Genomic DNA, 23780 nt, shown 5'->3' on the forward strand with positions numbered 1-23780 from the left:
GTATCTTGTATCACCGGCGGGAGTATAGTGATTTCAGGTGGTATTAACTCTGAAGTTCCTGCTATTACGATAACATCATCAATATACCAGCCATGATTCTGTGCTGCGCCGTCATTGTCGCCATCTTTTAAAGCAAATCTTACTCTTACATCTGCCTTGCCTGCTGCAAATCCTGAAATGTCAAACAATTCATTTCTCCACCAACTTTGCTGTGGCTTGGCATCACTGATGTTAAAAAGCCATTCGGGATAAGCATTTGCAGTGAAACTGTATGATTGTGTGCTGAACTGGGCAGAACCAAGATATTCTGTAGTAAGTTTTATCCAGTTTACTCCGCCATCGATAGATACTTCTATTGTAGCCTTATCATTAAACTCTATTTTGCAAATGTGTGAAAAGTTCAGCAAAACATGTGTATAGCCAACAGTGCTGAACGGAAGGGTTGTCAGGTATGCAGTGTCATTTGCAGTTACAATGTTCGAGTCGCACTGTGTTCCTGAATTGTGTAACCTTGTGTTTATACTCCAGTTATATGTAGCCCCGCTAGCAACAACATTATTTGCATTTGAAGGCGGTTCAAAATCTTCCTGAAAAACTGTTGTCTGTGCAATCAGTGATGTTGCTGCAAAGAGCAGCCCGCTTAGAAAAGATAAAAATTTTTTCATGACTATTTTTTTAATTATTGATGGTTTTTTAAAAGAAAATAATAGCGTATAAAATTACGCTATTATAGAATATAAATACCTATTTAACCAGTATTTAGCAAGTTAGTTTTATTTTTTTTCAAATGTAAGAAAAAAATATACTGTTTGCAAGTAAAATTTTATTTTTTATCTGTCAAATATTTGTTAATGCAGATATTTTATATTTGAAAGATGTTATAAATTTTTATAAAAACATGTTGTAAGCATCTCTATTTCAAAATTATCATGCGTTTGCATAGTTTATTATCCTTGTATATAACGGAATAATAGTAAAGCCCTGCTGGAAATTCTGAAACATTAAGTTCAATGGTGTTTATTCCGCTTATGGCATCATACAGCTCAGAAAATATTTTGCGGCCTAAAATATCGGTTATTTCAAAAATAACTCTTCCGGACTGTAATGTTTTATAAATTATTGTTGTTACTTCGGTCGCGGGGTTTGGAATATTCTGCAAAAGTTCAAAATCTTTATTTTTATATTCTTCCATTCCAGTCCCGCCAAAGGGGAATATGCATTTTTCATCATTAACAGGATCCTCGTCTCCTGTAAGCATCGTTTTTGCACATAAATTATAATTTCCTGTTGGAGAAATAAATGTTGTGGTAAATGTATAATCTGCGGAATCGCCCGGGTTTATTGTCCCGGTGTAAATTCCTGCCCCAACCTGTATCAGGTTTTTTAAATATACCAGGGGTATGGAAGCCTCGGGGTTCAATCCGTAATTTTTTATTCTTACTTTTACGGTAACATCTTCTCCGGGGGGAGTATATTCTCCCGGCTCCAGAATTTCCGAAATCCCGACATCATGATTGGCAGGTGTAGGGTTGATAAATTTGCAGGTGGTGTCGTTTCCCCAGTATATATCCCCTGTTCGTTTGGTAAAAGCACAAATCTGGTAAGCAGTGCCCGGTGAGGGATAAGTCGTTGTAAAAGTATAATCTGTTGATTCTCCGGATAACAATGTACCGTGCCAGGTTTCAGCAACCACAGCACCGCCACTGATAAAATACCTTACAGGTATCATTTGCAGACTGTCGGTACCAAAGTTATGTATTGTTAATTTTACTGTTACTTCACTGCCGGTTTGCACCGAATCATCAGGCAATGCAATATCTGTAACACCGGCGTCTTTCGGTATGGGTGGCACAGTGATGGAGAAGTTATCGAGTGCCCATCCGTCATAATTATTTATTGTGTTGTTTGAGAAAAATTTATATCTGAACTGCACATAGCCTGTAGCATTCATAATAGGGGTTACATAAGCAAGGGCATACCGTGAATATGTATATCCTGAAGAATTTCCTGACCAACAAGGTATTCCATTAATTAAAGCATTGTACCAGTCCGTGGCATGCGAATCATTTTGAGTGCCCAGCACTGTCCAGGAATTTCCGTTGTTGACAGTGTATTCAATCAGGCAGCCGTCATAAGAGTCTTGAGTATGGTACCAGTGTCTGAACTCCAGGTAGGCGCTGTCAACATAGGCAAGATAAAACCAAGGTGAATATAAGTAACTGGTGGCATTGTTCGGGTATGTAGTGTTAAGTTTTGTTTTCCATGCGTTTGACGGGCTGTATGGGGTATTAATGTTTGTGGATGCCGGAGTGCCGTATTCCCAGATATTGGGAACTCCCGTACCGACCCAATAGGGAGTGTTTTCGAAGTCATCGCTGTACGGTACGTTGTATTTTGGCACTCCCATGACGTAAGAATATGTGGTGTCATTTTCATAGTCTCCGTCACCTGCCAGTTGTGTATAGGAAATTATTTTAAATTTTCCTTCCGGGACGGTAAATGGTGTTGTAAAAATTACAGATATTGAATCGTATGGAGGAAGCACGCCCGTCCAGGTTTGTGTAATGACGGGCCCGTCATCGTTTATGCGGTAGGCAATCGGCACAGATATTGCTGATGACAGTCCGTAATTGCGTAGGCGGACTTTCACCTGCCGTGATGAGCCTGCCTGGGCCTGCACCGATGGACTACTGATAAGTTCTACACCCACATCTTTCATGCCTTGTTTTGAAATGGAGAAATTATCAACGGAAACTCCGTCATAATTTACCGAAGGGTCGGATGTAAAAACAAACCTGAAACGTACCAGGGGAACATGATTAAGCTGAGATAACTGGAACCAACAATAACGCCAAACCAGAGAGTTGCCTGTCCATCCGGGAAGGTTACTTGAATACAAAGAACTGTTGTTGTACCAGAAATATGAACCAGGGGCACTTACACTGCCCAGAACATACCATGTTTTATTGGTATCGGTTGAATAGTCAACCCTGAGACCATCCCAACTGGATTCGCAATAGATGTTAAACCAGAATTTCATTTTTACATCCACGGCATTTGAAAAGTCAAAAAACTGTGTGTAAAGTATAGAATTGGCATCACCCCCATAAGGGTCGCTCAGATTAATATCCCAGGAGTTAGGAGGCGTGAAAGCAGAATTTGTACTGCCATAAGCCGGTTGCCCGAGTTCCCAAACGGAGCCTGCAGCAGAAACCTGTGACCAAAAAACCGTTGAATCGTCAAAATTATCAAAGTAAGGAATAGTGCTGGTAACCACCCCGAAGGAATTCATACACACAGTGTCGTTGGCATGATTTGAATCTGCATCAAATGAGGTGTATGCACAAAGAGTGAAAGCCGTTTGAGGAATATTAAATGTCTGGGTTATCGTTATAGTATCCATATTATTAGGCGCAATTGTTCCCGACCAGGCTTGAGTGGCTGAAAGAATCCCGTTAATGTTGTAACACAGGTTTAACGAAGTAAGGTTCTGCACTCCGAAATTCTTTACCACCACGGAAACCACTTCGTCAGCATCACTCACCGACTCGGCTCCTGGGTGGAGAATAGCCACGATTCCTGCGTCGTTCAGGGGTGTACCATAAAAATCCTTGCAGAATTCATCATTAAATACATTACTGTCACCGGGTAAGGATGTAGTGGCGCATATGTGATTCATATTCGGGGAAATGCTTATACCTGGTAAAACGGCAGTATCTGAATGAAGCGGGAGTATGTCTCCGCCGCTCCATGTTATTGACTGTGGTGGGAGGCCATTATATGTATAGGAAACAGTCATATTGGATGAATTACGGATGGTGTCGGTACCGAAATTGCAAATGATAACTTCGACAGGAACCAGGCTATCTTCAATTTCTGTATTTTCAGGACTTATAATTGCTGTAACTCCGGCATCATGAGGTATCTGAGGCAAAATATACAGGAAATAATCTTCTGTTTCGCCATAAGAATAAGTTCCGCATGGGGGAGCGTTGCCGCTGCGGTCCAATACAACGCGCATCCTTGTTGGCAAACCGGTAACAGTGCCGGTAACAGGGATTGTTATGTTTCCGGTGACGGAAGGGTTTGTTGCATTTACGGTTACTGCATTAAAAGCCAGTTCTGAAGGTATATCAAATTGCCCGTTTCGGTTGTAATCAATATAAACTTTTACGGCAGCACTGTAAAAAGTTGCCGAATATTCAATTTGAGAAATGGATATTGGGTAATCAGAACCAATCGTAATGGGTGTTGCCGGTAAGCCGGTATAATCTGAATATGCATGAGTTGAATTGGGGTTGCTTAGAACAGGAAAAGGATTTCCGTTGTTCAGGGTGCCAAATGTTATATTCCCAATATTGCTTCCTGTGGTGTATATTGCATTTGAGTTGCAATAGGGTATCTGACTGCAGATAACTGTTTTGCTTGCTGTGTCGTTAATGAAAGTGGTATCACAGTTCAATTTGGTATAAACTTTAATTTGATAAGTGCCATAAGCAGATAAGTCTGCAGGGACAGCAAAAGAGAAAATTGTCGTGTCGTTTTGAGCTATAGGCCCGGGGATGGTATCATTAATTATAGTAGTTTCATTGATGTTATAAGTTATAGGAATATTGACAGCGGTTTGTGTTCCGTAATTTTTAACTTTTACTGTAATGATTTCCGCACTACCAAGTTCTATGGCAGACTCGGGAGAATAAATATCGAGCACGCTCATATCGCATGGTGGGACTCCTGTAACATAAGCTGTGTCGGGAACTCTTGCGCTTGCACAGCCGGAACCGTTGTAACTTACAGATAAATTTGGATTCAAAGTGCCAATGGTTTGGGGGACAATAGCACTTGATATAATCCAGTCCCCGGATATATTATTATCAGAAATCATTCTTATAGTGCCGGCATAACTTGACATGCCGTTTATATTTCCCGACCAATCGCCTGCAGATACACCGTCTGAGATGGTGAAAATATATCCGTTGGAGGCTACCGCATCAACGACTTCTCCATTCGGTGTTTTCAGAGCAAAGCCGCTTAAGCTTGTAGATTGAATAATATCATTGCCTCCGCCCATGTTATAGTATTTATTGGCAGGGTCATCAATTCCAGTTCCGGCGCATAATACCAGTATCTCTCCTGCTTCGAGAGTAATATCTGGAATAACATAGCTCCTGTTGCCAACGCCATAAATATTCATGGTATAGTTTCCCAGATTAATTGGGGATGTACCGAGGTTGGATATTTCTATTAAGTCAGCACCGGTGCACCATGCAGGATAAGGGTTGGTATAACCGGTGCCAGTACTGAAATGGGTTATTTCTGTGAGCTTCACATCCGGAGTACCCGACCTTGATTCTACATAATAAAAGGTAGTTCCAAATAATACTGGTGTTGTATAACTATTTCCCTGGGCGATCTCCGTTCCGCCCACCGGAACATCAAACCAATAAAGAGAATCGGTGGATATAATATTAAAAGTGCCTGAAGTGCCATAAGGAACAAAAATATTAGTTGTAACGGGGTTGGGTGGTGTATAAAGCAGATCAACTGTTTTGGAAAGTGTGTCATTTAATGTGTATGTATCACCGCTTAATTCTATATAAGTTATAATCTGGAATGCAGAATCCTGATAAGACTGGGAAAGTCCTGTTGTAAATGGAGTTGAAAAAGTAAAGGAGATTGTATCACCAGGGACAATAACATCAAGTATAGCTTCAGAGACGACAGGGCCGGAATTGACTTTATAATGAGCAGTAAAATTTCCATTAATGGTATTCAAACCATTATTACGTATTCGGATGCTTATGTTTTCGAAGCTTCCGGCGCAAGAGCTGACAGGCGAATTAATATCTGTTAAGGATGCCTCAAACGGAAGCAATTCAACATAAGCAGTATCCGGTATTCTGTTACTGGTACAACCACCCATGCCGCCGCTTAAAACAACATCGTTTATATACCAGCCATCACTGCCAACCGATAAATCTGTGGTGTAAACAAAGGCAAGCTGTATATTTGTTGCCCCAGTGGTATTTATGCTTCCGCTGCTGGTAATATATGCAGACTGGGCTCCGTAAAAACAACTTTTAGAGTTTGAGGTGCAAGAGTTTAAAGGATCCATATCAACACTATGAGTTGAAGTGCTATAAGTATTTGTTGTAGGGAAAAATTGTGTCCAGGGCCCATTATCAAGGCGGTAAGCAACATACCCTTCATCGCAGCAACTTTCCGTTTGATACCGGTGAGTGAAGGAAAGCGATACCGTTTCTGCTCCTGCCACAATCACTGACGGAGATGTAATAAGTTGTGAAGATGTTGCGGCAGGATTACTTGCGTAAAGGGTTCCATTACCGCCATCGCTGTTCCATGACCATTCCACTGTTGATGAACAGGGATTTTGGACGGTCCAACCTTCTAATCCGCTGTCAAAAGTCCAGGAATTGGTTCCTCCCTGAGTAATTGACTGAGCATAATAAACAGTGTTGACAAACAATGGAGGTGTTATCAGTGTATCTCCTGAGAAAATGACATTGCCACCTGTAGGTACATCAAACCAGTAAATGAAATCCGAAGAGCTTGCAATAAGAGTTGCTGGTTCACCATATGCCGTTGTATCGCTTATTGTCAAAGGGTCTGCAGGTATGTGAGATGAAGCAATGGGACTATTTATGGTATCATTAAAACTGTAAGGGTCATTAAGCAATGAAACCCAAACCTTCAGGGGAAATATGGAATCATTGGCAACAACATGAGCATCCACTGTTTGTGTAAATGAAAATGAGAGAGTGTCGTTAGGGGCTATACTGGAAGTTAAAACTTCTGTAACAGGAGTTCCGTTATTAAAGGTGTAAGAAGCATTATAATTTCCGTTAATTTCATTCGTCCCGGTGTTTTTAATAAGAATACTGACAGTTTCTGCAGAAGTAAGTCCGCATCCTGAAATCGGAGCAGTGACAGATAATAAAGCCGCTTCCTGCAAGGGTACCAGCGAGATGTTGATGTCGTCAACAAAAGCATAGTATGAGCTGGCAACGCTATGGCCCCACCAGCCGAAATAATAAGAGCCGGAATTTGCAGGGATAAAATAAGCAGTAGCTTTTTGGTATGATGTGTTGTTAAAAGAAGTAAGCGTCAATAAATTGCTGACCATAGCGCCGGGTGTGGCAGTATTTCCTGCCTTAAGGTCAATAGTTTGTGGATAACTTGAGTTATATGCTCTGTACCAGAATTCTATTTTATAAGTTGCCCCGGCATTTAAAGTAAAGCATCTTGAAAATAACCAGTCATTGCCTGCATTATTGGCGTTATACAAACGAGCACTGTTGGAGCCAGTATGTGCATCCGATGCACTGGTATAAGGAATGGTCCATCCATAGTTATCGCCATTTACATCAACGACCAGCCAGTCGCTGAAATTTTCAGAAGCCTCAAACCCTATTGTAAAATAACCCGAATTAAAGTCGTAACCGCTATAAACGATATAATTGCTTATCGTGTCATTTAAAGGAATGGTATCTCCAGACAGGTTTACCCAGAATTTAAAAGAATAATTACCCGGTGCAGTAAGGTCTGCTTGCTGTGTAAATGTATAATTATATTCGGCTTCAGGCAATAGTGAATAAGTCATGGTTTCATGTATTGCAGTTCCTCCGTTTATGGCGTAATATACATCAGCAGAAGTTATATGTGTGCTTCCAAAGTTCTTGAGCCGGATAACGACATTGCCCGGTGAAGTAGCTCCACAACTGTTTACAGGTTCGATAACATATAATATTCCGATATTTTTTTCAGGGACATCAAATTCGCTGGCTCCGATATCAGGGGTTACAGCATCTCTTAAATTTCCGTCAATATCATCAGATACTCCTGCTACAGAAATTGCATGATCATTAATTTGTGAAGAATAGGTATGCAAATCTGCAGGTGAAATAAAATAAGGGTTAACGGAAACGGAGTTGGAGTCTTTGCTGCTTACAGTTTTCCATGCAGCTAAGTTTGGCTGCATAGCTGTCCAGTAACCTAAATTAGTTCCTGATGAATACAAGTCATTGTAATTCATGGATGCAACACCTGCAGTATTTGCAATGTACACTGCAAGGCCGGATAAGTTTGTTCCGGTGTAAGCAAAAATATTATTTTTTAAATAGTGATTGATATTGGAAGTGGAGCCACTCAGATAAAATGCACATGCTGTGCTATTGTTTGAATAAATGTTTACGCTGTTATAATATATTTTCTGGTTGCTGCAGTAATAAGGATAAATACCATAGGTACTATTAATTCCTGATATGCTTATCATGTTATTTGCAATAAGGCCTTCTTTATCATAAGCGCCATCGCAATAGCTAAGATAAATTCCATAGCCTCCGTTTGACTGAGATATTTTATTTTTTAATATCTTCAGTTGATTATCACAATATCCGCAATAAATGGAGTAAAAAGTAGTATAGGTATTATTGGTAGAAAAAGTGTTTTGTGTTACTTCGGGTGCATTTTGATAATAAAGGTAAATTCCTGAATAATACTGATTGATAAACTGGTTGTTTTTAATTATGGTTTTATTTTCAAGTTGATTTATTGCTGAACCTTGCCCGTAGCAATATATGCCGTATGAGCCGTTTTCAATAATATTTTCTTCAAATAACATCACGGAGTCGCAGGTTAATGCTCCGCTGGGAGAAATAATTACGGCTTTATCAATAGTTGTGGTATTGGAAGCAGTCCCCAGCAATCTGTTCCCGATGAAGCTGTTGTATGTGGCATTATTACTGTATTTTATAACATTAGAATATACATTTCCGTTCGCCTGTATTGTGAGGTTTTTAAAATGGATATAATCTGCTCCGTTAAGATTTACAACAAAATTGTTTGCAGTTCCGGAAGCAGAATAAGCTAATGTAACATCATTATAATTTCCACTTGCCGATTGAAAAGTAATTGTGTGCAAAGATGATGCGCCAGGTATCTCAGGTATGTTGATTTGTTCATTATAAATTCCTGGCAATACATTAAAAATAACCTGTCCGTTTATCCCGCAATTATTAAGCGATGCTAGCGCACTGTTGAAGTCAGCATAATTGCATCCTGCGCCTATGGTATATGTCCCATTCAGATAACTGGAACAGGCATAAAAATTTACATTTAGAGTATCGTTTGAATGAAATTGGTCAGCATTATCATTAGGCAGTTCTGTCCATACTTTAATGGTATGGCTGCCGGGTAACACATTGATGTCGCCAATAGAAAAAACTCCCGATATCACATCTTCTGCTAATTGCCCTGTCCAGTGAAATATTGCCTGTGAAATGCCATCAAGTTGCCACGCAATTTTAACTTTTGTAAGGGTATCATCTGCATAATTTTTAATCCGAATATATACAGGGTTATTAACACCTGAAAGTATTGTCCCTGCTGGGCTTATTATCTGATTTATTCCTGCATCCGCAGTGTAAGTGAAAGTTGGCAAATGAAGCTGAATATTAGGTCTGTTGGTTTGAACACTGCCGCCACCGAGAGTGCATCCCGAACTGCCGTTCACATATTGTGTCCAGGTTTTTCCGGATGCCGGCGTGCAATATACTTGTGAATTGCTCGAAGTAAACGTGTTGTCATAACAAATATCAATAAGCAGGTTGCTGTTCCCATCCCAGTTAAATGGTGTCTGCAGGGTGATGGTTTGCCAGCCGGTATTAGTTACAGTATAAGTTCCCGAATAAACAGTTGCCCACCCTGTATTTACAAATCCTGACAGATTGCTCAGGCTTGTATGTTGCATTTTAATGTTGAAGTTGTTCATTGTAATAGCTGAGGCAGAAGCAACATTAAAAGCAATAGATGTTATTGGTCCTGCAACCCCGTCGGCAGCTGTAATTTCATTGGAGGCATAAATAAGTTGGGTTCTCGCATCCTCGTAAAGAGTTGCATAAGGCCAAGCCTGCTGCGTTGTGCCGTTTCCGATTTCTACCAGCGGAATGATTTTTTTTATGTAAAACCAAAAAGACAGTCCGTCAGCCTGTACATGTGCAGTAGAATTATCAAAAGCCCTGACATGATAGTCAATTTTGTTTGTATAGGTATAGCTGGGGATAGTTCCTTTATATGTGCTGTCTGATATCCATATCATTGGTTCAACCATCTCTGTTCCATTGTTCAGCTTGTAAACGATATATGCCGTATCAATTCCCGAAGAATCAGTGATATGAGCATAAATATCAAAGGGTCCCGTGTTAAAAACTGTGTCTTGAATTATTACAGGAATGACAGTGATTTTTGGAGGAATTATTTCGTCTGCAGAAGCTGTAACGCTTATATTGTCAATATACCACCCGTGGCAGGTACTGGAGCCGTTGCTGTTGCCATCTCTTAATAGAAAACGGATACGGACATTTGAACTGTTCGCTGCAATTGCTGATATATTAAAAATTTCATTTTTCCACCAGCTCTGTGTGGGCATCACTCCGTTTATGGCAGGCTGCCAGTTTAGCGGATATGTATTGGTGTTAAATTTGTTCCCATTATTTTCAAACTGTGAATTACCGGGGTTAATATAGTGGTCGCCTGTTAGTTTTATCCAGGGCCCGTTATTGACAGAAACTTCAATTTCTCCTGCATCAAGCAGTTCTATTTTGCAAATATGGGAAAAACGCAACAACACAGAAGTATATCCAACTGTAGTAAAAGGAACTGTGGTCAGGTAAGCCGTGTCGTTGAGAGAAACGATATTTGAGTCGCATTTAATTCCTGAGTAATGCAAACGAGTATTAATTGACCAATTATAAGTAGCACCGCTGGCAACAACATTGTACGTTGCCTGTTCAAAATCTTCCTGTAATACTACTGTTTGTGCTGAAGATACGAGGAAACAAGAAAACATTACCAACAAACAAATATACTTTTTCATAGAATTTATTATTATCAAAATTAATACTTTAAAAGTAAGCAAATAGTATATAATTATGAATATTTGAAGAAATTTTTTTTTTAATTATTTTAATTAGTTTATTGCCAGAAAGTTATTTTTTGTGATATTTTTTATAAATTTATTACAGATAGCTTGCTTAATTTGAATTAAATTTGTGTAAAAATTTTTTTAAATGCGGAACGATGCAGACTTGAACGAGACAAAGGAGATAATTGCCAGATACAGAAACCTTTTGCGTGTATGCAAGCCCAAAACAACCGATAAAGATAAGGTTTTAATCCGGAAAGCTTTTAAGCTGGCAGTTAATGCTCATAAAGATATGCGGCGAAAAACAGGAGAGCCTTATATCTATCATCCTATAGAAGTGGCACGTATTTGTGCGGCAGAAATCGGGTTGGGAACAACATCTGTCATTTGTGCTTTGCTGCACGATGTAGTGGAAGATACGGATTACACTCTTGATGATATTAGAGGCTTATTTGGTGACAAAGTGGCAAAGATAATTGACGGACTTACGAAGATTTCAGGAATTTTTGATGCCGGGACAGAGTCAAAGCAAGCTGAAAACTTCAGAAAAATGCTTTTGACACTTTCTGATGATGTCAGGGTAATTTTGATAAAACTTGCCGACCGTTTGCATAATATGCGTACCCTTGACTCACTTCCTAAAGAAAAACAACTCAAAATTGCATCAGAAACTTCATTTCTCTACGCCCCTTTGGCGCACAGGCTGGGTTTGTTTGCTATTAAAACCGAACTTGAAGATCTGGCATTTAAACATATGGAGCCGGAAATATACAGTACCATATCATACATGATTAGGGAATCTGAACCGGAACGAAAAAAGTTTATCAGTAAGTTTTTATCCCCTATAAAAAAGGATATAACAGAGAAAGGTATTGACGCAACTATCATCACAAGAACAAAGTCAATATATTCCATCTGGGATAAGATGCGCAAAAAAGAAATCCCTTTTGAAGAAGTGTATGACCTTTTTGCAATAAGAATTATTATAAATGTGTCACCGGAAAAGGAAAAATCAGAGTGCTTCAACGTGTATTCCATTGTTACAGATCATTACCGCCCTAATAAAGACCGTTTTCGCGACTGGATTTCCATTCCAAAGGCGAATGGTTATGAAGCCCTGCATACAACAGTTATGAGTCATACCGGCAAATGGGTGGAAGTACAGATTCGTTCCGTTCGGATGGATGATATTGCCGAAATGGGTTTCGCCGCACACTGGAAATACAAAGATGGTTCTCAAGGTGAGAGTGCATTGGAAGAATGGCTTGCGCGAATTCGTGAACTGCTTCAAAGCCCTGAGTCAAATGCTCTGGATTTTCTTGAGGATTTTAAACTTCATTTGTTTTCAGATGAAATTTATGTTTTTACTCCCAAAGGCGATATGATTATATTACCTTCAAAATCAACAGCACTTGATTTTGCATATAATATTCACTCACAAATAGGCAATAGTTGTATTGGAGCAAAAGTTAATTTAAAGCTTGTCCCTTTGAACTATGTTTTAAAAAGCGGTGACCAGGTAGAGATTATTACTTCTGATAAACAAACACCAAAAGAACAATGGTTTGAATATGTTACTACTGCCAAGGCCAAGTCTCAGATTAAAGCATTTGTCAGGGAAGAAAAAAAGCAAATGGCCATTGAAGGTAAAATTAAATTAAAATCCTTCTTTGAAGAATTGCATATTGAATTCAACACTTCTAATTTAAATAAGTTTATGCATGCCACCGGATTCAATGTGCCCGCAAATCTTTATGTCGAAGCAGCGAAGGGAACTATAACGGATAAAGACATAAAAGAATGCTTTACGAAGCAGGAAAGTGAAAACTGGCTCCGTTATCTTCGATTCCCTTTCTCTAAAAGCAAACACACCGAAATAAAAAAAGAAACTACTCCTGAATCCTCTTCCGGAAACTCAGACAGTCTTCCTCTATTGAACTCTCAGGTTGAAAATATACGTTATAACATTGCTAAATGCTGTAATCCGATTCTCGGAGATGAAGTAATTGGCTTAATAGAAAAAAGCGGAGAAATTACTGTGCATCGAGCAAACTGCGTTTATGCAGTAGAGTTTATGTCGAAGTACGGGAACAAACTGGTGAAATCAAAATGGACCACCGATGGCTCGCCTCATTTTCTGGCCGGGATTACAATAAAGGGCTTTGACAGAGTTGGAATGATTAGAGATATTACTACTCAAATATCACAACAACTTAATATAAATATTCGTTCCATGACACTGGAAACCGACAGCGGAATCTTTGAAGGTCATATCACTGTTTATATTCAGAATACCGAACAGTTAAAAACATTGATAGAAACCATAAAAAAAGTGAATGGAATAGAAAGTATAAACAGAATCAACTGATGGTTTTTTATATGAAGAGAATATTTAATTTTTATCTGGAATAAATTAATATTTTGTATCTTTAACAAAAAAATATAATGAAATATCAACAGTTAGAAAATTTTGAGGATGTCAGAAAAATTTTTGTAGCTTACCTTGAACAGCAAAAACATCGCAAAACTCCGGAAAGATTTACTATTCTGAAAGAAATTTATTCTTTTAACGGGCATTTTGATGTAGAAACACTCTATATTAAAATGAAAAATAATAAATATAGAGTAAGTCGTGCAACGCTTTATAATACTATTGAAATTCTTTTACACTGCGGCCTTGTTGTGAGGCACCAGTTTGGACAAAATTCAGCTCAATATGAAAAATCACATAAGTTCAAGCAACATGACCATGTGATTTGCATCGACAGCAAAAAAATAATTGAGTTTTGTGACCCTCGTATTGAAGAAATAAAAAAATCTCTTGAAGAAACATTTAAACTTAAAATTACACATCATTCGCTGACTTTTTATGCAAAATGTGGCAGGAAGTAAAACGATTATGAATTTAATAAAAGAAGATAAATGAAAGTAGATGTGATACTAGGCCTTCAATGGGGAGACGAAGGAAAAGGTAAAATTGTTGATGCCCTGGCACCCGGATATGATATTATTGCTCGTTTTCAGGGAGGGCCCAATGCCGGGCACACCATTGAATTTAATAATCAGAAGATAATTTTACATACCATTCCATCCGGAATATTACATAGCAACACTATGAACATAATAGGCAATGGAGTTGTTATCGACCCGGTCATATTAAATGAAGAACTAAATAATATTCTTGCTTTTAACCCTGCAGCAGCCCAAAACCTTCTCATCTCAAAAAGGGCGCATTTTATACTTCCTGTTCATCGTGCTGTTGATGCCTGTTTTGAACACCTGAAAGGCGATGCAAAAATAGGTTCCACACTGAAGGGGATAGCCCCGGCATATTCTGATAAATATAATCGTAGAGGTATTAGAGCAGGAGATATTTTTTATCCCGATTTTTTATCAAAATATAAAAAACTTACCGAGGAACATATTCAGATTATTAAACATTACGGATTTAGTACTACTGATTTTAAAATTGACGGCATTGAGTTCAGCAGATACGAAGAATTGTGGCTGGCAGCAATAGAGCAAATCAAGCACTTGCAATTTGAAGACACAGAGATATATATTAATGAAGCCATACAGGCCGAAAAGAAAATACTTGCCGAAGGCGCTCAGGGAACTTTGCTCGACATTGATTTCGGCTCTTATCCTTATGTAACTTCGTCAAATACTATTTGTTCGGGGGTTTGCTCAGGGCTGGGCATCGCACCTCACAAAATCGGGAGAGTTTATGGAGTGTTTAAAGCTTATTGCACAAGGGTGGGCAGCGGACCTTTCCCAACGGAATTATTTGACGAAACAGGTATAAAACTGCAAAAAAAAGGAAATGAATTTGGATCGACTACAGGCAGGGTAAGACGTTGCGGATGGCTCGACCTTCCGGCGCTCAAATATGCTGTTATGCTTAACGGAGTTACCGATTTGGTTATGACAAAAGCAGATGTTATGAATTCCTTTGAAACAATTTTAACGGCCACTTCCTATTTGGACAGGGATATTAAATACAACTTTATTCCTTTTGATTTGCCTGTTAAAAATTTAGTTCCTCAATATGCTCAGATAAAAGGATGGAACAGGCAAACGGATGATATTAATACTGTTGAAGACTTACCCGAGGAATTATATAATTACATAAAATTTATTGAAAACCATACAAATATTCCTGTTTCTTTTTTATCTTTAGGACCTGATAGAAAACAAACGTATCAATTATAAAACATTAATATAATGAAAACAAAAGGTTTAATTCTTCTTTGCTTTTTTGTATCAGCATTCATAAGTGTAAATGCACAAAAAATTAATGAGTCCAAAGTACCTCAGGACGTTTTTATTAGTTTTAAATATAAATATTCTGAAGCCGTGGTTAGTTATTGGGAAAAAATAGGTGATTTATATGTTGTGAAGTTTAAATTAAACGACCAAGTCTCAAAAGCAGAATATGATGAAAAAGGCTTATGGCAAGTTACTAAAACAGAAGTTAAAGAAAAAGAAATGCCCACTCCGATTATTGATTACTATAAACAAAACTATTGGAGTAAAGAATATGTAATTGTTGTTAGTGAACTTCATAGAACAGCTCAGGGTGAATCGTTTTATTTTTTACAACTGAAAAAGGAAGGAATAAGCCAGGTAAAACCTGTTGAGTTGCATTTTGACCTTACCGGGAAACTTATTTATAAATACGACCCCGCTGAAGATCTTATTGACGATAAAAATAATGGGGAGAATACCGATGATAAGCCTCATAATCAGGTAAATGTTTCTAATTATAATACAGGGCCATATTCCAATCAAGGTGAAGATACTCCTGATGATGGAACAAAAAACCTTATTGATGTTTCAAAAGTACCTGCTGCGGCCAAAACACATTTTGCGAGCAAAAATAAAAAAGCTGCCGGCACCGTATGGTATTTGATAGATAAAAAATATGTTGTAAAATTTAACAGTGCCGGCAGAAATGGCTCTGCAACATACACAAAAGAAGGTACGTGGATGGAAACCAGGATAGAATCATCTGAGGCTAGCCTGCATCAACTCATTATCAAGTATTTAAAAGATAATTATAGACCTTATGTTATCAAGTCAGTTGAAAATGTTAATAAACCAAAAGATAAATCAGTTTATATAAGGATGTATGATAAACGCGACAAGACCGTGCCTCCACTTATTACAGAAATATGGTTTACCTCTACTGGCAAATTTATTAATGTTGAAAAACCGGAAATTATTGACCCCTACGAGCTGGAACGCCAGAAACGCAAGGAAGAAAAAGAGAAAGAGTTTTTGTCGAGTGTTGACCAGAAAGGCGAAAAATACGAAGATGCAGACAATTATTATGAAAAGGTATCTATTAAAGAATTACCTACTCCCATTATCAACTATGTCAAGCAAAATTATAAAGAACATATCATTAAATCTGCCCACTTTTATAGCGATGATGAATTAGGGAATGTTTACCTGATAAAAGTGAAAATTGAAGGTGCAAAATACGGAATCCAGTTGTTTTTTGATATTTCCGGTAAACTGCTTAGAAAAGTTGATGAAACCGAAAACAGGGTTAATCAGGATAATTTTAAAGTGGATAATGATAATCAGGCTGAAGAGGAAAAGCCTTCAAAATATGGTACTCCTGATGAAAGAGTTAGTTATGGGGAATTGCCATCAGATATTTCAAAATATTTGAAGAAAAATTATCCCCAGCACATGGTTTATGAACTCTACTTTAAGACAGATAACGAACTTGGAAATTGTTACCTCCTTATATTGCGTAAAACCGGTGAGAAAAAAGTTATCAAGCTGTATTTCGACATGGACGGGAACCTCCTGAGAAACGAAATGGAAAACCTTTAAAAAATTCAGGGCATTTCCGGGAGCAAAAAATTCCATTGAAATACACATTATGAACCGGACGATACCTTTCGTTTTATTTTTTGTGTGCCTGCTTCAAAGCCTATTGAGTTATGGACAGGAAAAACCGGAACTCAAAAAAATTGACCTTATCAGTGCCGAAAGTATGACGTATGACCAATCAAAGGGTGATTACACCCTGCTTATTGGCAATGTTATTTTTCAGCACGAAGGCACCTTGATGTATTGCGACAGCGCATACCTTTACGAAGAAAATAATAGTCTGGATGCTTTTGGTAATATACATATTAAAGGAAGCGACTCACTGAATATTTTTGGAGATTCACTTAAATATAACGGTAACACTAAGATTGCAGAAATACATAAGAATGTCCGGCTCATTGATAATGAAATAACTCTCACAACTGAGCATCTCACATATAATATTAAAGCGAAAACAGGTACTTATTTTGACATGGGGAAAATTGTTGACCCCGAAAATACCCTCACAAGCAAATATGGGTTTTATTATTCGGATAAAAAGGATTTTTTCTTCAGCGACTCTGTGGTGCTCATTAATGATGACTATACAATAAATACAGATTCCCTTGTTTATAACACATCCACAGAAGTATCGCGTTTTTATGGCCCCACAACTATCATTAGTGACGAAAATTATATTTACTGCGAAAAAGGCTGGTATGACACCCAAAAAGATATCGCCGAATTTACAAGAAATGCCTTTATGAAAAACAAAACCCAGAGTATCAGCGGCGACAGTATATTTTATAATCGTATCACAGGCATTGGAGTTGCTTACTACAATGTAATTATTAATGATACTGACAGAAATTCGGTTATTAAAAGTGACTACGTGTTATACGATGAGATAAATCAATACAGCCTGGCAACAAGAAATGCACTTCTTATTCAGATTGATGATGGGCGGGACTCGTTGTTTCTGCACGCCGATACACTTATCGGGACTTTTGACACTCTTACCGAAAAAGCAAAAATCCTTTATGCTTTTCACAAGGTTAAATTTTTCAGAGAGGATTTGCAGGGGCAATGCGATTCGTTAATTTATAATTACGCAGATTCTACAATTCATATGTTTTACGACCCTGTTATATGGAATGAAGAAAATCAGCTTTCAGCAGATACGGTGGTAATTCAATTATGTGATGACCTGATTGACAAAATGTACCTGTATAAATCCTGCTTTATTGTAATGTGTGATGACAGTACCGAATATCGATTTAACCAGGTTAAAGGAGCGTATATGACCGGATTTTTTGATAAACATGGTGAACTTTACAAGATACATGTTACCGGAAACACAGAAACCATTTATTTTCTAAGAGAAGATAACGGGAGAAGAATAGGGATAAATAAAGCGATTTCAAATAAACTGGATGTGTTTGTTTCAGATAATGAAATTAAAACAATTACTTTCCTTGAAAAACCCGTTGCAACTTTGTATCCCGAAAATGAACTTACACAAAAAGAAATGCTTCTGAAAAATTTCAGATGGCTGGAAAAATACCGCCCTAAAAATAAAACCGACATATTTTATTGGGAATAACATGCATTTATTTTATGAAACAGATTTGTCTCCAGAATCTATTCAACTAAGCCCGGAAGAAGCAAAACATTGCAGGTCCCTTAGAATAAAAAAAGGAGATATCGTTTACTTAACTGACGGGTATGGGAATTTGTGCAAAACAGAAATCACTGCTGATGAGAGATATAATTTTCATGTACGTATACTCCACCGGCAAAAGGAATATAACAGAAGAACTTTCAATATTCACATAGCAATATCTCCTACTAAAAATCCTGACCGCATGGAATGGTTTCTTGAAAAAGTTACCGAAATAGGCATTGATGAAATTACCCCGATTCTTTGCGAACATACAGAAAAGACACATGTGAATACAGAAAGATTCCGGAAAATTATCATTTCCGCCATGAAACAATCATTTTCGGCATATTTACCAAAATTAAACAGCAAAACAACATTTAGAGATTTTGTTGAGAAAGCCGGGGAAAATCAAAAATTTATCGCCTATTGTGGAGGCAAAGCTTCTTTGCATTTAAATTCTGGATATAAAAAAAATCAGAATGTACGGATTCTTATTGGCCCCGAGGGAGATTTCACCGCAGAAGAAGTTGCATTTGCTGAAAAAAACGGATTTGTGCTAATAACTTTAGGCAAAAATCGTTTAAGAACCGAAACGGCAGGCATCATGGCTTGCAGTATCATCAATATTATGAATACTTGAGACGATGAAATATTATTATAAATTTTTTTTATTTGGCATTTTTATTTCCTTTTTTATCAGCCTTCATGCGCAAAATGCACAGATAGCATTATTAAAATACAGAGGCGGAGGCGACTGGTATGCCAACCCGACTTCACTTACCAACCTGATAAAGTATTGCAATCAAAACCTGAATACAAATCTAAATCAGGATTATGCCACGGTCGATGTTGGCAGTACGGAGTTGTTTAACTACCCTTTTGTTCATATTACCGGACACGGAAATATTGTTTTTAATACCCAGGAAAGTGATAATTTAAGAAATTATCTTATTAGCGGCGGTTTTCTTCATATTTCGGATAATTATGGCCTCGACAAATTTATCCGCCGCGAAATGAAAAAAGTTTTTCCGGAGTTAGATTTTGTTGAGTTGCCTTTCAATCACCCGGTTTATCATCAGAAATATAATTTCCCAAACGGGCTTCCAAAAATACACGAACATGATGCAAAATCTCCCCAGGGGTTTGGGCTGATTTGGGAAGGTCGCCTGCTTTGTTTTTATGATTATGAATGTGACCTGGGCGATGGATGGGAGGACCAGGCAGTGCATAAAGATTCGGATGCTACACGGCAAAAAGCCTTACAAATGGGAGCTAACATCATTCAATATGTTTTTATGAAATAAAAAAAGGCTGTCCAACAAGGGCAGCCTTTTTTTTGATAAGTGAACAATATTATTCAACAATCATTTTCTTTGTGAATCTGTAGCCATCAGCATTCAAAGAATAAATATAAGTTCCGGCTGCTAATTTATTGGTCAGTTTGATAGTATAACTACCAGCTGATTTATTTCCATCATTAACAGAGGTTATCAATTTACCATTTAAATCCCTAATTTCCAGTGTTACGTTGTTAAAAGATTTGTTTATAACATAATCTACGGTAACGATTCCGTCAATAGAAGGGTTAGGATACTGTGTCATTTGGATTCCGCCAAAATAATCATCTGAGCCCGGTATTCCAGCAATGTTATCAGCAATGATCCATGCTTCGAAAAATGAGTATGGTGGCATTAATGTATACATCCCCCATGTGCCACCAACTTTCACCCAGCAAAGGCCATCAAGCTCTCCGAAATCTCCGTCGAAAAGTAAACCAAAAATGGTGTCACCAACATCTGAAGATGCTCTCCAATCCAAAAATGCATAAGGTCTGGTAACAGCTTCAAAATCTACAGGAGCAGCAAATAATTTTGTATTCCACCCATTACTAGCATTAGTAGTATCTAAATCTGCAAATGTAATACTATCCATAGCAAGAGTGTTACTATTAGTATCAGCATCCCAAAAACCAGCTCCAATATAAATTTTACTGTCTAAAGAACTTCCTGCAGCAGCTGTTTTACCATAGATACGAAACAATACTCCTTCGCATGAAAATCCAGGAGAGGCAATTTCAGGTGAAGAAACAAAACCGCCCATTAAATTAGTAGGATCACTAAAAAAATTGATGCCATTGAAATAATACTGGGCAGATGCTAAAAGAAGAGTGTAATCATTTAAACCAACTGTGTCGTTAACAGTTTTCGCATTCGAAGCCATTGGCGCCAATTGAACAGGATGCAATTTAGAGTTGTCAATTTGTAAAGAGCCAACTGGTTTCGTCATTTGTGCAAATGTCATTGAGGTAACCATCAACATTGCAAGTAGCAAGTAAACTTTTTTCATTTTTTTAAATTTTTTGGTTAGTAATTAATTTTTTACAAAAATAATAAAATTTATTATCAAATAACAAAATTATTGTTTTTTTTGTATTTATAGTATTTAATTTTTAAAAAGAAACCCAGATTTTACCATAAAAATTGATATTGTTGTTTAACAAATCATTAAACTTGTTTATTTTTATTACAGATGCTTGTTTTGTGCCTGCAGAAGAAACAAGATACAATTCGCAGTATTTATTATTTTCAGACAATTTGTATAAATTAACAAGCTGGGTTACAGTTAAACAATAAGCATCCATTAAATCAGTTTTGCCGCTTACGAAAATGTACTTTTCGTCTGAACCTTGAGTTTTAATAATTAAATCGGCAATATTTTTCTGCTCTGTAATAATTTCATGTGTTGGATATTTTTTAGTAAGGATTTTTTCAACAAATTTACAACTCCAGCTATGTATTTCTGTCAATGAGTCATCAGAATATATTTGTGAGGGGTTTGAAATATTGTTAAAAGAGATATATGACAAACGAGATAATTCGGATGCATTTTTTTGCACATTTAAACAAGTATCTTTTGTAAAATTAAAATTAGGTTCATCCTTTGGTAATTCAATATTTTCAATAGTTGTCTCCGGCTCCCATTCTAAATATATTTCATTCTTAAAGTCTCTATTAACGGTTACTCCCATTTTTAAAGCGAACAAATTTTTTTCTGACTCACTTAAATTACAGGCTTCGGATATATCGGATATACTTATTTTACAGGGTGCGGTATAAGTTTTTTCTTTTGTGTAAATCCAGGGTTTAGTTTTGATAATCTTTGAGGTAGCCTGTTGCTCCGCTTCGGGCATTATCAGAAATAATTTTAAAAGAGCAGCTGATTTTACAGGGCTTATATTCCCCAGAAACGTACAAAACCCTTCTAATTCTTTATTGTCATTTTGTGTATTAACTATTCTAGGGTAACCAACTGCACCGGTGTCTTCTAAAATAGTAATGAAATCTTTAGAATGTTTTTTTTCAAATTTTCTGAAAAAACTTTTAACAGGGAAAAATATTTTGTTGTTTCCCGAAAAATATGCAGATAAATTATTGTTATTCAAATAAATTTCTGATGCTATCTTCAGGCTCTTTGCACCTTCTTGATTTTCGGCATAAACCCATGCAACATTATTAAGTTTTTGGATGATTTCCTCTCTATGGCTTGGTGAAGCAGTTTTAAATGCAGTTATTATTTTCTCAATCTTTATGTAGTAATCTCTGCCTGGTTTTACTTCATTTTGTTGAAATGACGGAATAATATTGAAAAAAACATCATCAAACAATTCTGCTTTTTTTAATCCGAGCTCTTTAAAAAACGCCATGCAGATTTCATCCGAGCATAGTTTTGGGTGCACTTCGGGAAGAAAACTTTTTTTTTCTTCTGGCAAAAAAACCAAAGCAGTGTTTTCTTTATCATAAGCAGGCATAAATCCATGAGATTGTGTCAGCATAATTGGAGCATATCTCAGGCTAAAATAACTTCCGGCATGATGGGCATCCCATAAATTAGAATGTTTATATAGGTATTGGTAAAAATGCGTGAGCCAGTTTATATTTTTGTCTTTAAGCCAATGTACATTAATTAATACTCTAAATGCAAAACTTTCCGCATCGGAATTTTTAATCTGTAAGCGTTCACTGAAATATTTTTTTAAGCTTTCATATTTATTGTTTGTGATAAGCTTGTCGGTGAAATATTTTTTCTGAAATAAAATACCCAGATCTTTTGAAGAAAGCAGGCTTGTAATTTCATTGTCGCCAGGGGTTATCACGTCAGATGCGCAGGCATATTTTTGCCTTGAAACTGGAATTTTTGCCCCTGACATTAAATAATGAAGCAATGCATCAGAAAATGATAAATAAAAAAACTGCTCCGAATCAGCTGAAATTTCATCTTCAGATATATTCAAAGGCATCAATGACAAAAAATCAACAGTATAGAACCCAAGCTGCCTGATAGAATCAAGTGATTTTATGAACAGATGATTTGCTTTATTTAAAAGTTTAATGTTTTCGGGAGTGCGAATTTTATCAAAAAGAATATACTCCCTTAAAGGGTTGGTGGTAAAACTGCCGTTAATAAAAAAGCTTAAACCGCTTTTCATACGGGTGGGGAAGTACACAAAAACAGGAGATTCTTTTACAGGGACAATTTTGAATGTATTCCCGTTTTCGTTTATTTTATAGGCAATTTCAACAATTTCATTTTTATGAAGACGGGAGGAGAAGAGTAAAAATTTCTCTGTATTAGTTTCAGAATTTGAGCCTAAAGTTGTTGTTTCGATACTTATGATAAAGTATTTTTTTTTATCAACGGAGTCCCGCTTTAATATTCGGTATGGAGCGGCTGAAATAGAAATCTCCATACACGAAATTTGTTTCAGAAAAAGCAAGTAATATGAATTAAGTTCTTCCAATCCTTGTTTTACAGTCTGGTAACATTCCAAAGATTTTTTTTTCTTAAAAGGTAATATTATTAATGTATTAAATCCATCATCTGCTGTTTTTGCTTTAATAATTTCCAGAATTTCATAATCCAAAATAGCATAATGAAAGCCGGAAGAATGAATTTCGGGGATGTCAGTGATTGAAAAAACGGATTTAAATCCTATACCAAATTTGCCTATTAAATTTATATCTTCTTCGCCCTTCTTTGTTGTGTTTGCAAAAGTGGTCAGCGACATCAGGTCGGCCTCGTCGAAGTCCTTGCCATTATGATGAATTTCTATCCTGTCGTCAAATAATTTGAACCTGATTATTTTTTCGGGTTCGTTTGTTTTTTTTCTTGCATAGGCATCTTCAGTATTTTGTATTATTTCTTCAATAAATCTCGACGGGCGGGCATACATATGCGACAGGAATTCAGCATGCCTGTTTCCTTTGGCCTTATTGGCGGCCACGGCTTCTCTGCTTTTTTGTATATGTTCCTGTAGTGTTAGTTTCATACTGCCGTTTTGTGCAAATTTAG

At 37.1% G+C, this 23780-nt stretch carries 11 protein-coding genes; 7 read left to right on the forward strand and 4 right to left on the reverse strand.

Annotated features, from left to right (window positions below):
- A partial coding sequence (locus M0R16_07045) for a hypothetical protein (protein ID MCK9612642.1) occupies positions 1 to 665 on the reverse strand: 665 nt, incomplete at its 3' end.
- Between the two features lie 248 nt (positions 666 to 913).
- Entirely contained in the window at positions 914 to 10894 is a 9981-nt protein-coding gene (locus M0R16_07050; protein MCK9612643.1) for a GEVED domain-containing protein, read from the reverse strand.
- A gap of 193 nt (positions 10895 to 11087) precedes the next feature.
- Here M0R16_07050 and M0R16_07055 point away from each other — a divergent pair, with 193 nt between their 5' ends.
- The 7 genes from M0R16_07055 (at position 11088) to M0R16_07085 (ending at position 19735) form a co-directional block, all read left to right on the forward strand.
- Positions 11088 to 13310: a RelA/SpoT family protein gene (locus M0R16_07055; GenBank protein MCK9612644.1), complete on the forward strand. Its 2223-nt coding sequence runs from the start codon at positions 11088 to 11090 to the stop codon at positions 13308 to 13310.
- A 77-nt stretch (positions 13311 to 13387) separates the two neighbouring features.
- Entirely contained in the window at positions 13388 to 13834 is a 447-nt protein-coding gene (locus tag M0R16_07060) for a transcriptional repressor (GenBank protein MCK9612645.1), read from the forward strand.
- A 30-nt stretch (positions 13835 to 13864) separates the two neighbouring features.
- On the forward strand, positions 13865 to 15154 hold the full coding sequence (locus M0R16_07065) for an adenylosuccinate synthase (GenBank protein MCK9612646.1): 1290 nt from the start codon (positions 13865 to 13867) through the stop codon (positions 15152 to 15154).
- Positions 15155 to 15166: 12 nt separating this feature from the next.
- Positions 15167 to 16789, forward strand: coding sequence for a PepSY-like domain-containing protein (locus M0R16_07070; protein ID MCK9612647.1), 1623 nt, complete (start codon positions 15167 to 15169; stop codon positions 16787 to 16789).
- A gap of 49 nt (positions 16790 to 16838) precedes the next feature.
- On the forward strand, positions 16839 to 18371 hold the full coding sequence (locus M0R16_07075; GenBank protein ID MCK9612648.1) for a hypothetical protein: 1533 nt from the start codon (positions 16839 to 16841) through the stop codon (positions 18369 to 18371).
- 1 nt (position 18372) lies between these two features.
- A complete protein-coding gene (locus M0R16_07080) occupies positions 18373 to 19071 on the forward strand; it encodes a 16S rRNA (uracil(1498)-N(3))-methyltransferase (GenBank protein MCK9612649.1) in 699 nt (232 codons plus the stop codon).
- A gap of 4 nt (positions 19072 to 19075) precedes the next feature.
- A complete protein-coding gene (locus M0R16_07085) occupies positions 19076 to 19735 on the forward strand; it encodes a DUF4159 domain-containing protein (protein MCK9612650.1) in 660 nt (219 codons plus the stop codon).
- A gap of 49 nt (positions 19736 to 19784) precedes the next feature.
- Here the strand turns inward: M0R16_07085 and M0R16_07090 are convergent, their stop codons facing one another.
- Both M0R16_07090 and M0R16_07095 read right to left on the reverse strand, forming a co-directional pair.
- Positions 19785 to 20717 carry a T9SS type A sorting domain-containing protein gene (locus M0R16_07090; GenBank protein MCK9612651.1) on the reverse strand — a complete coding sequence of 311 codons (933 nt, stop codon included), beginning with the start codon at positions 20715 to 20717 and terminating at the stop codon, positions 19785 to 19787.
- Positions 20718 to 20880: 163 nt separating this feature from the next.
- Positions 20881 to 23757: a hypothetical protein gene (locus M0R16_07095; GenBank protein MCK9612652.1), complete on the reverse strand. Its 2877-nt coding sequence runs from the start codon at positions 23755 to 23757 to the stop codon at positions 20881 to 20883.
- Between the last annotated feature and the right edge of the window lie 23 nt (positions 23758 to 23780).

Source organism: Bacteroidales bacterium, from assembly GCA_023228145.1.
In the GTDB taxonomy this organism is placed as follows: Bacteria; Bacteroidota; Bacteroidia; order Bacteroidales; family CAIWKO01; genus CAIWKO01.

Excerpts from the sequence above, each read along its gene's own strand:
- M0R16_07085 (MCK9612650.1), top strand. The coding sequence starts at position 19,076 with ATGAAATATTATTATAAATTTTTTTTATTTGGCATTTTTATTTCCTTT.
- M0R16_07090 (MCK9612651.1), bottom strand. The coding sequence starts at position 20,717 with ATGACGAAACCAGTTGGCTCTTTACAAATTGACAACTCTAAATTGCAT.
- M0R16_07050 (MCK9612643.1), bottom strand. The coding sequence starts at position 10,894 with ATGAAAAAGTATATTTGTTTGTTGGTAATGTTTTCTTGTTTCCTCGTA.
- M0R16_07070 (MCK9612647.1), top strand. The coding sequence starts at position 15,167 with ATGAAAACAAAAGGTTTAATTCTTCTTTGCTTTTTTGTATCAGCATTC.
- M0R16_07055 (MCK9612644.1), top strand. The coding sequence starts at position 11,088 with ATGCGGAACGATGCAGACTTGAACGAGACAAAGGAGATAATTGCCAGA.
- M0R16_07075 (MCK9612648.1), top strand. The coding sequence starts at position 16,839 with ATGAACCGGACGATACCTTTCGTTTTATTTTTTGTGTGCCTGCTTCAA.
- M0R16_07065 (MCK9612646.1), top strand. The coding sequence starts at position 13,865 with ATGAAAGTAGATGTGATACTAGGCCTTCAATGGGGAGACGAAGGAAAA.
- M0R16_07080 (MCK9612649.1), top strand. The coding sequence starts at position 18,373 with ATGCATTTATTTTATGAAACAGATTTGTCTCCAGAATCTATTCAACTA.
- M0R16_07060 (MCK9612645.1), top strand. The coding sequence starts at position 13,388 with ATGAAATATCAACAGTTAGAAAATTTTGAGGATGTCAGAAAAATTTTT.
- M0R16_07095 (MCK9612652.1), bottom strand. The coding sequence starts at position 23,757 with ATGAAACTAACACTACAGGAACATATACAAAAAAGCAGAGAAGCCGTG.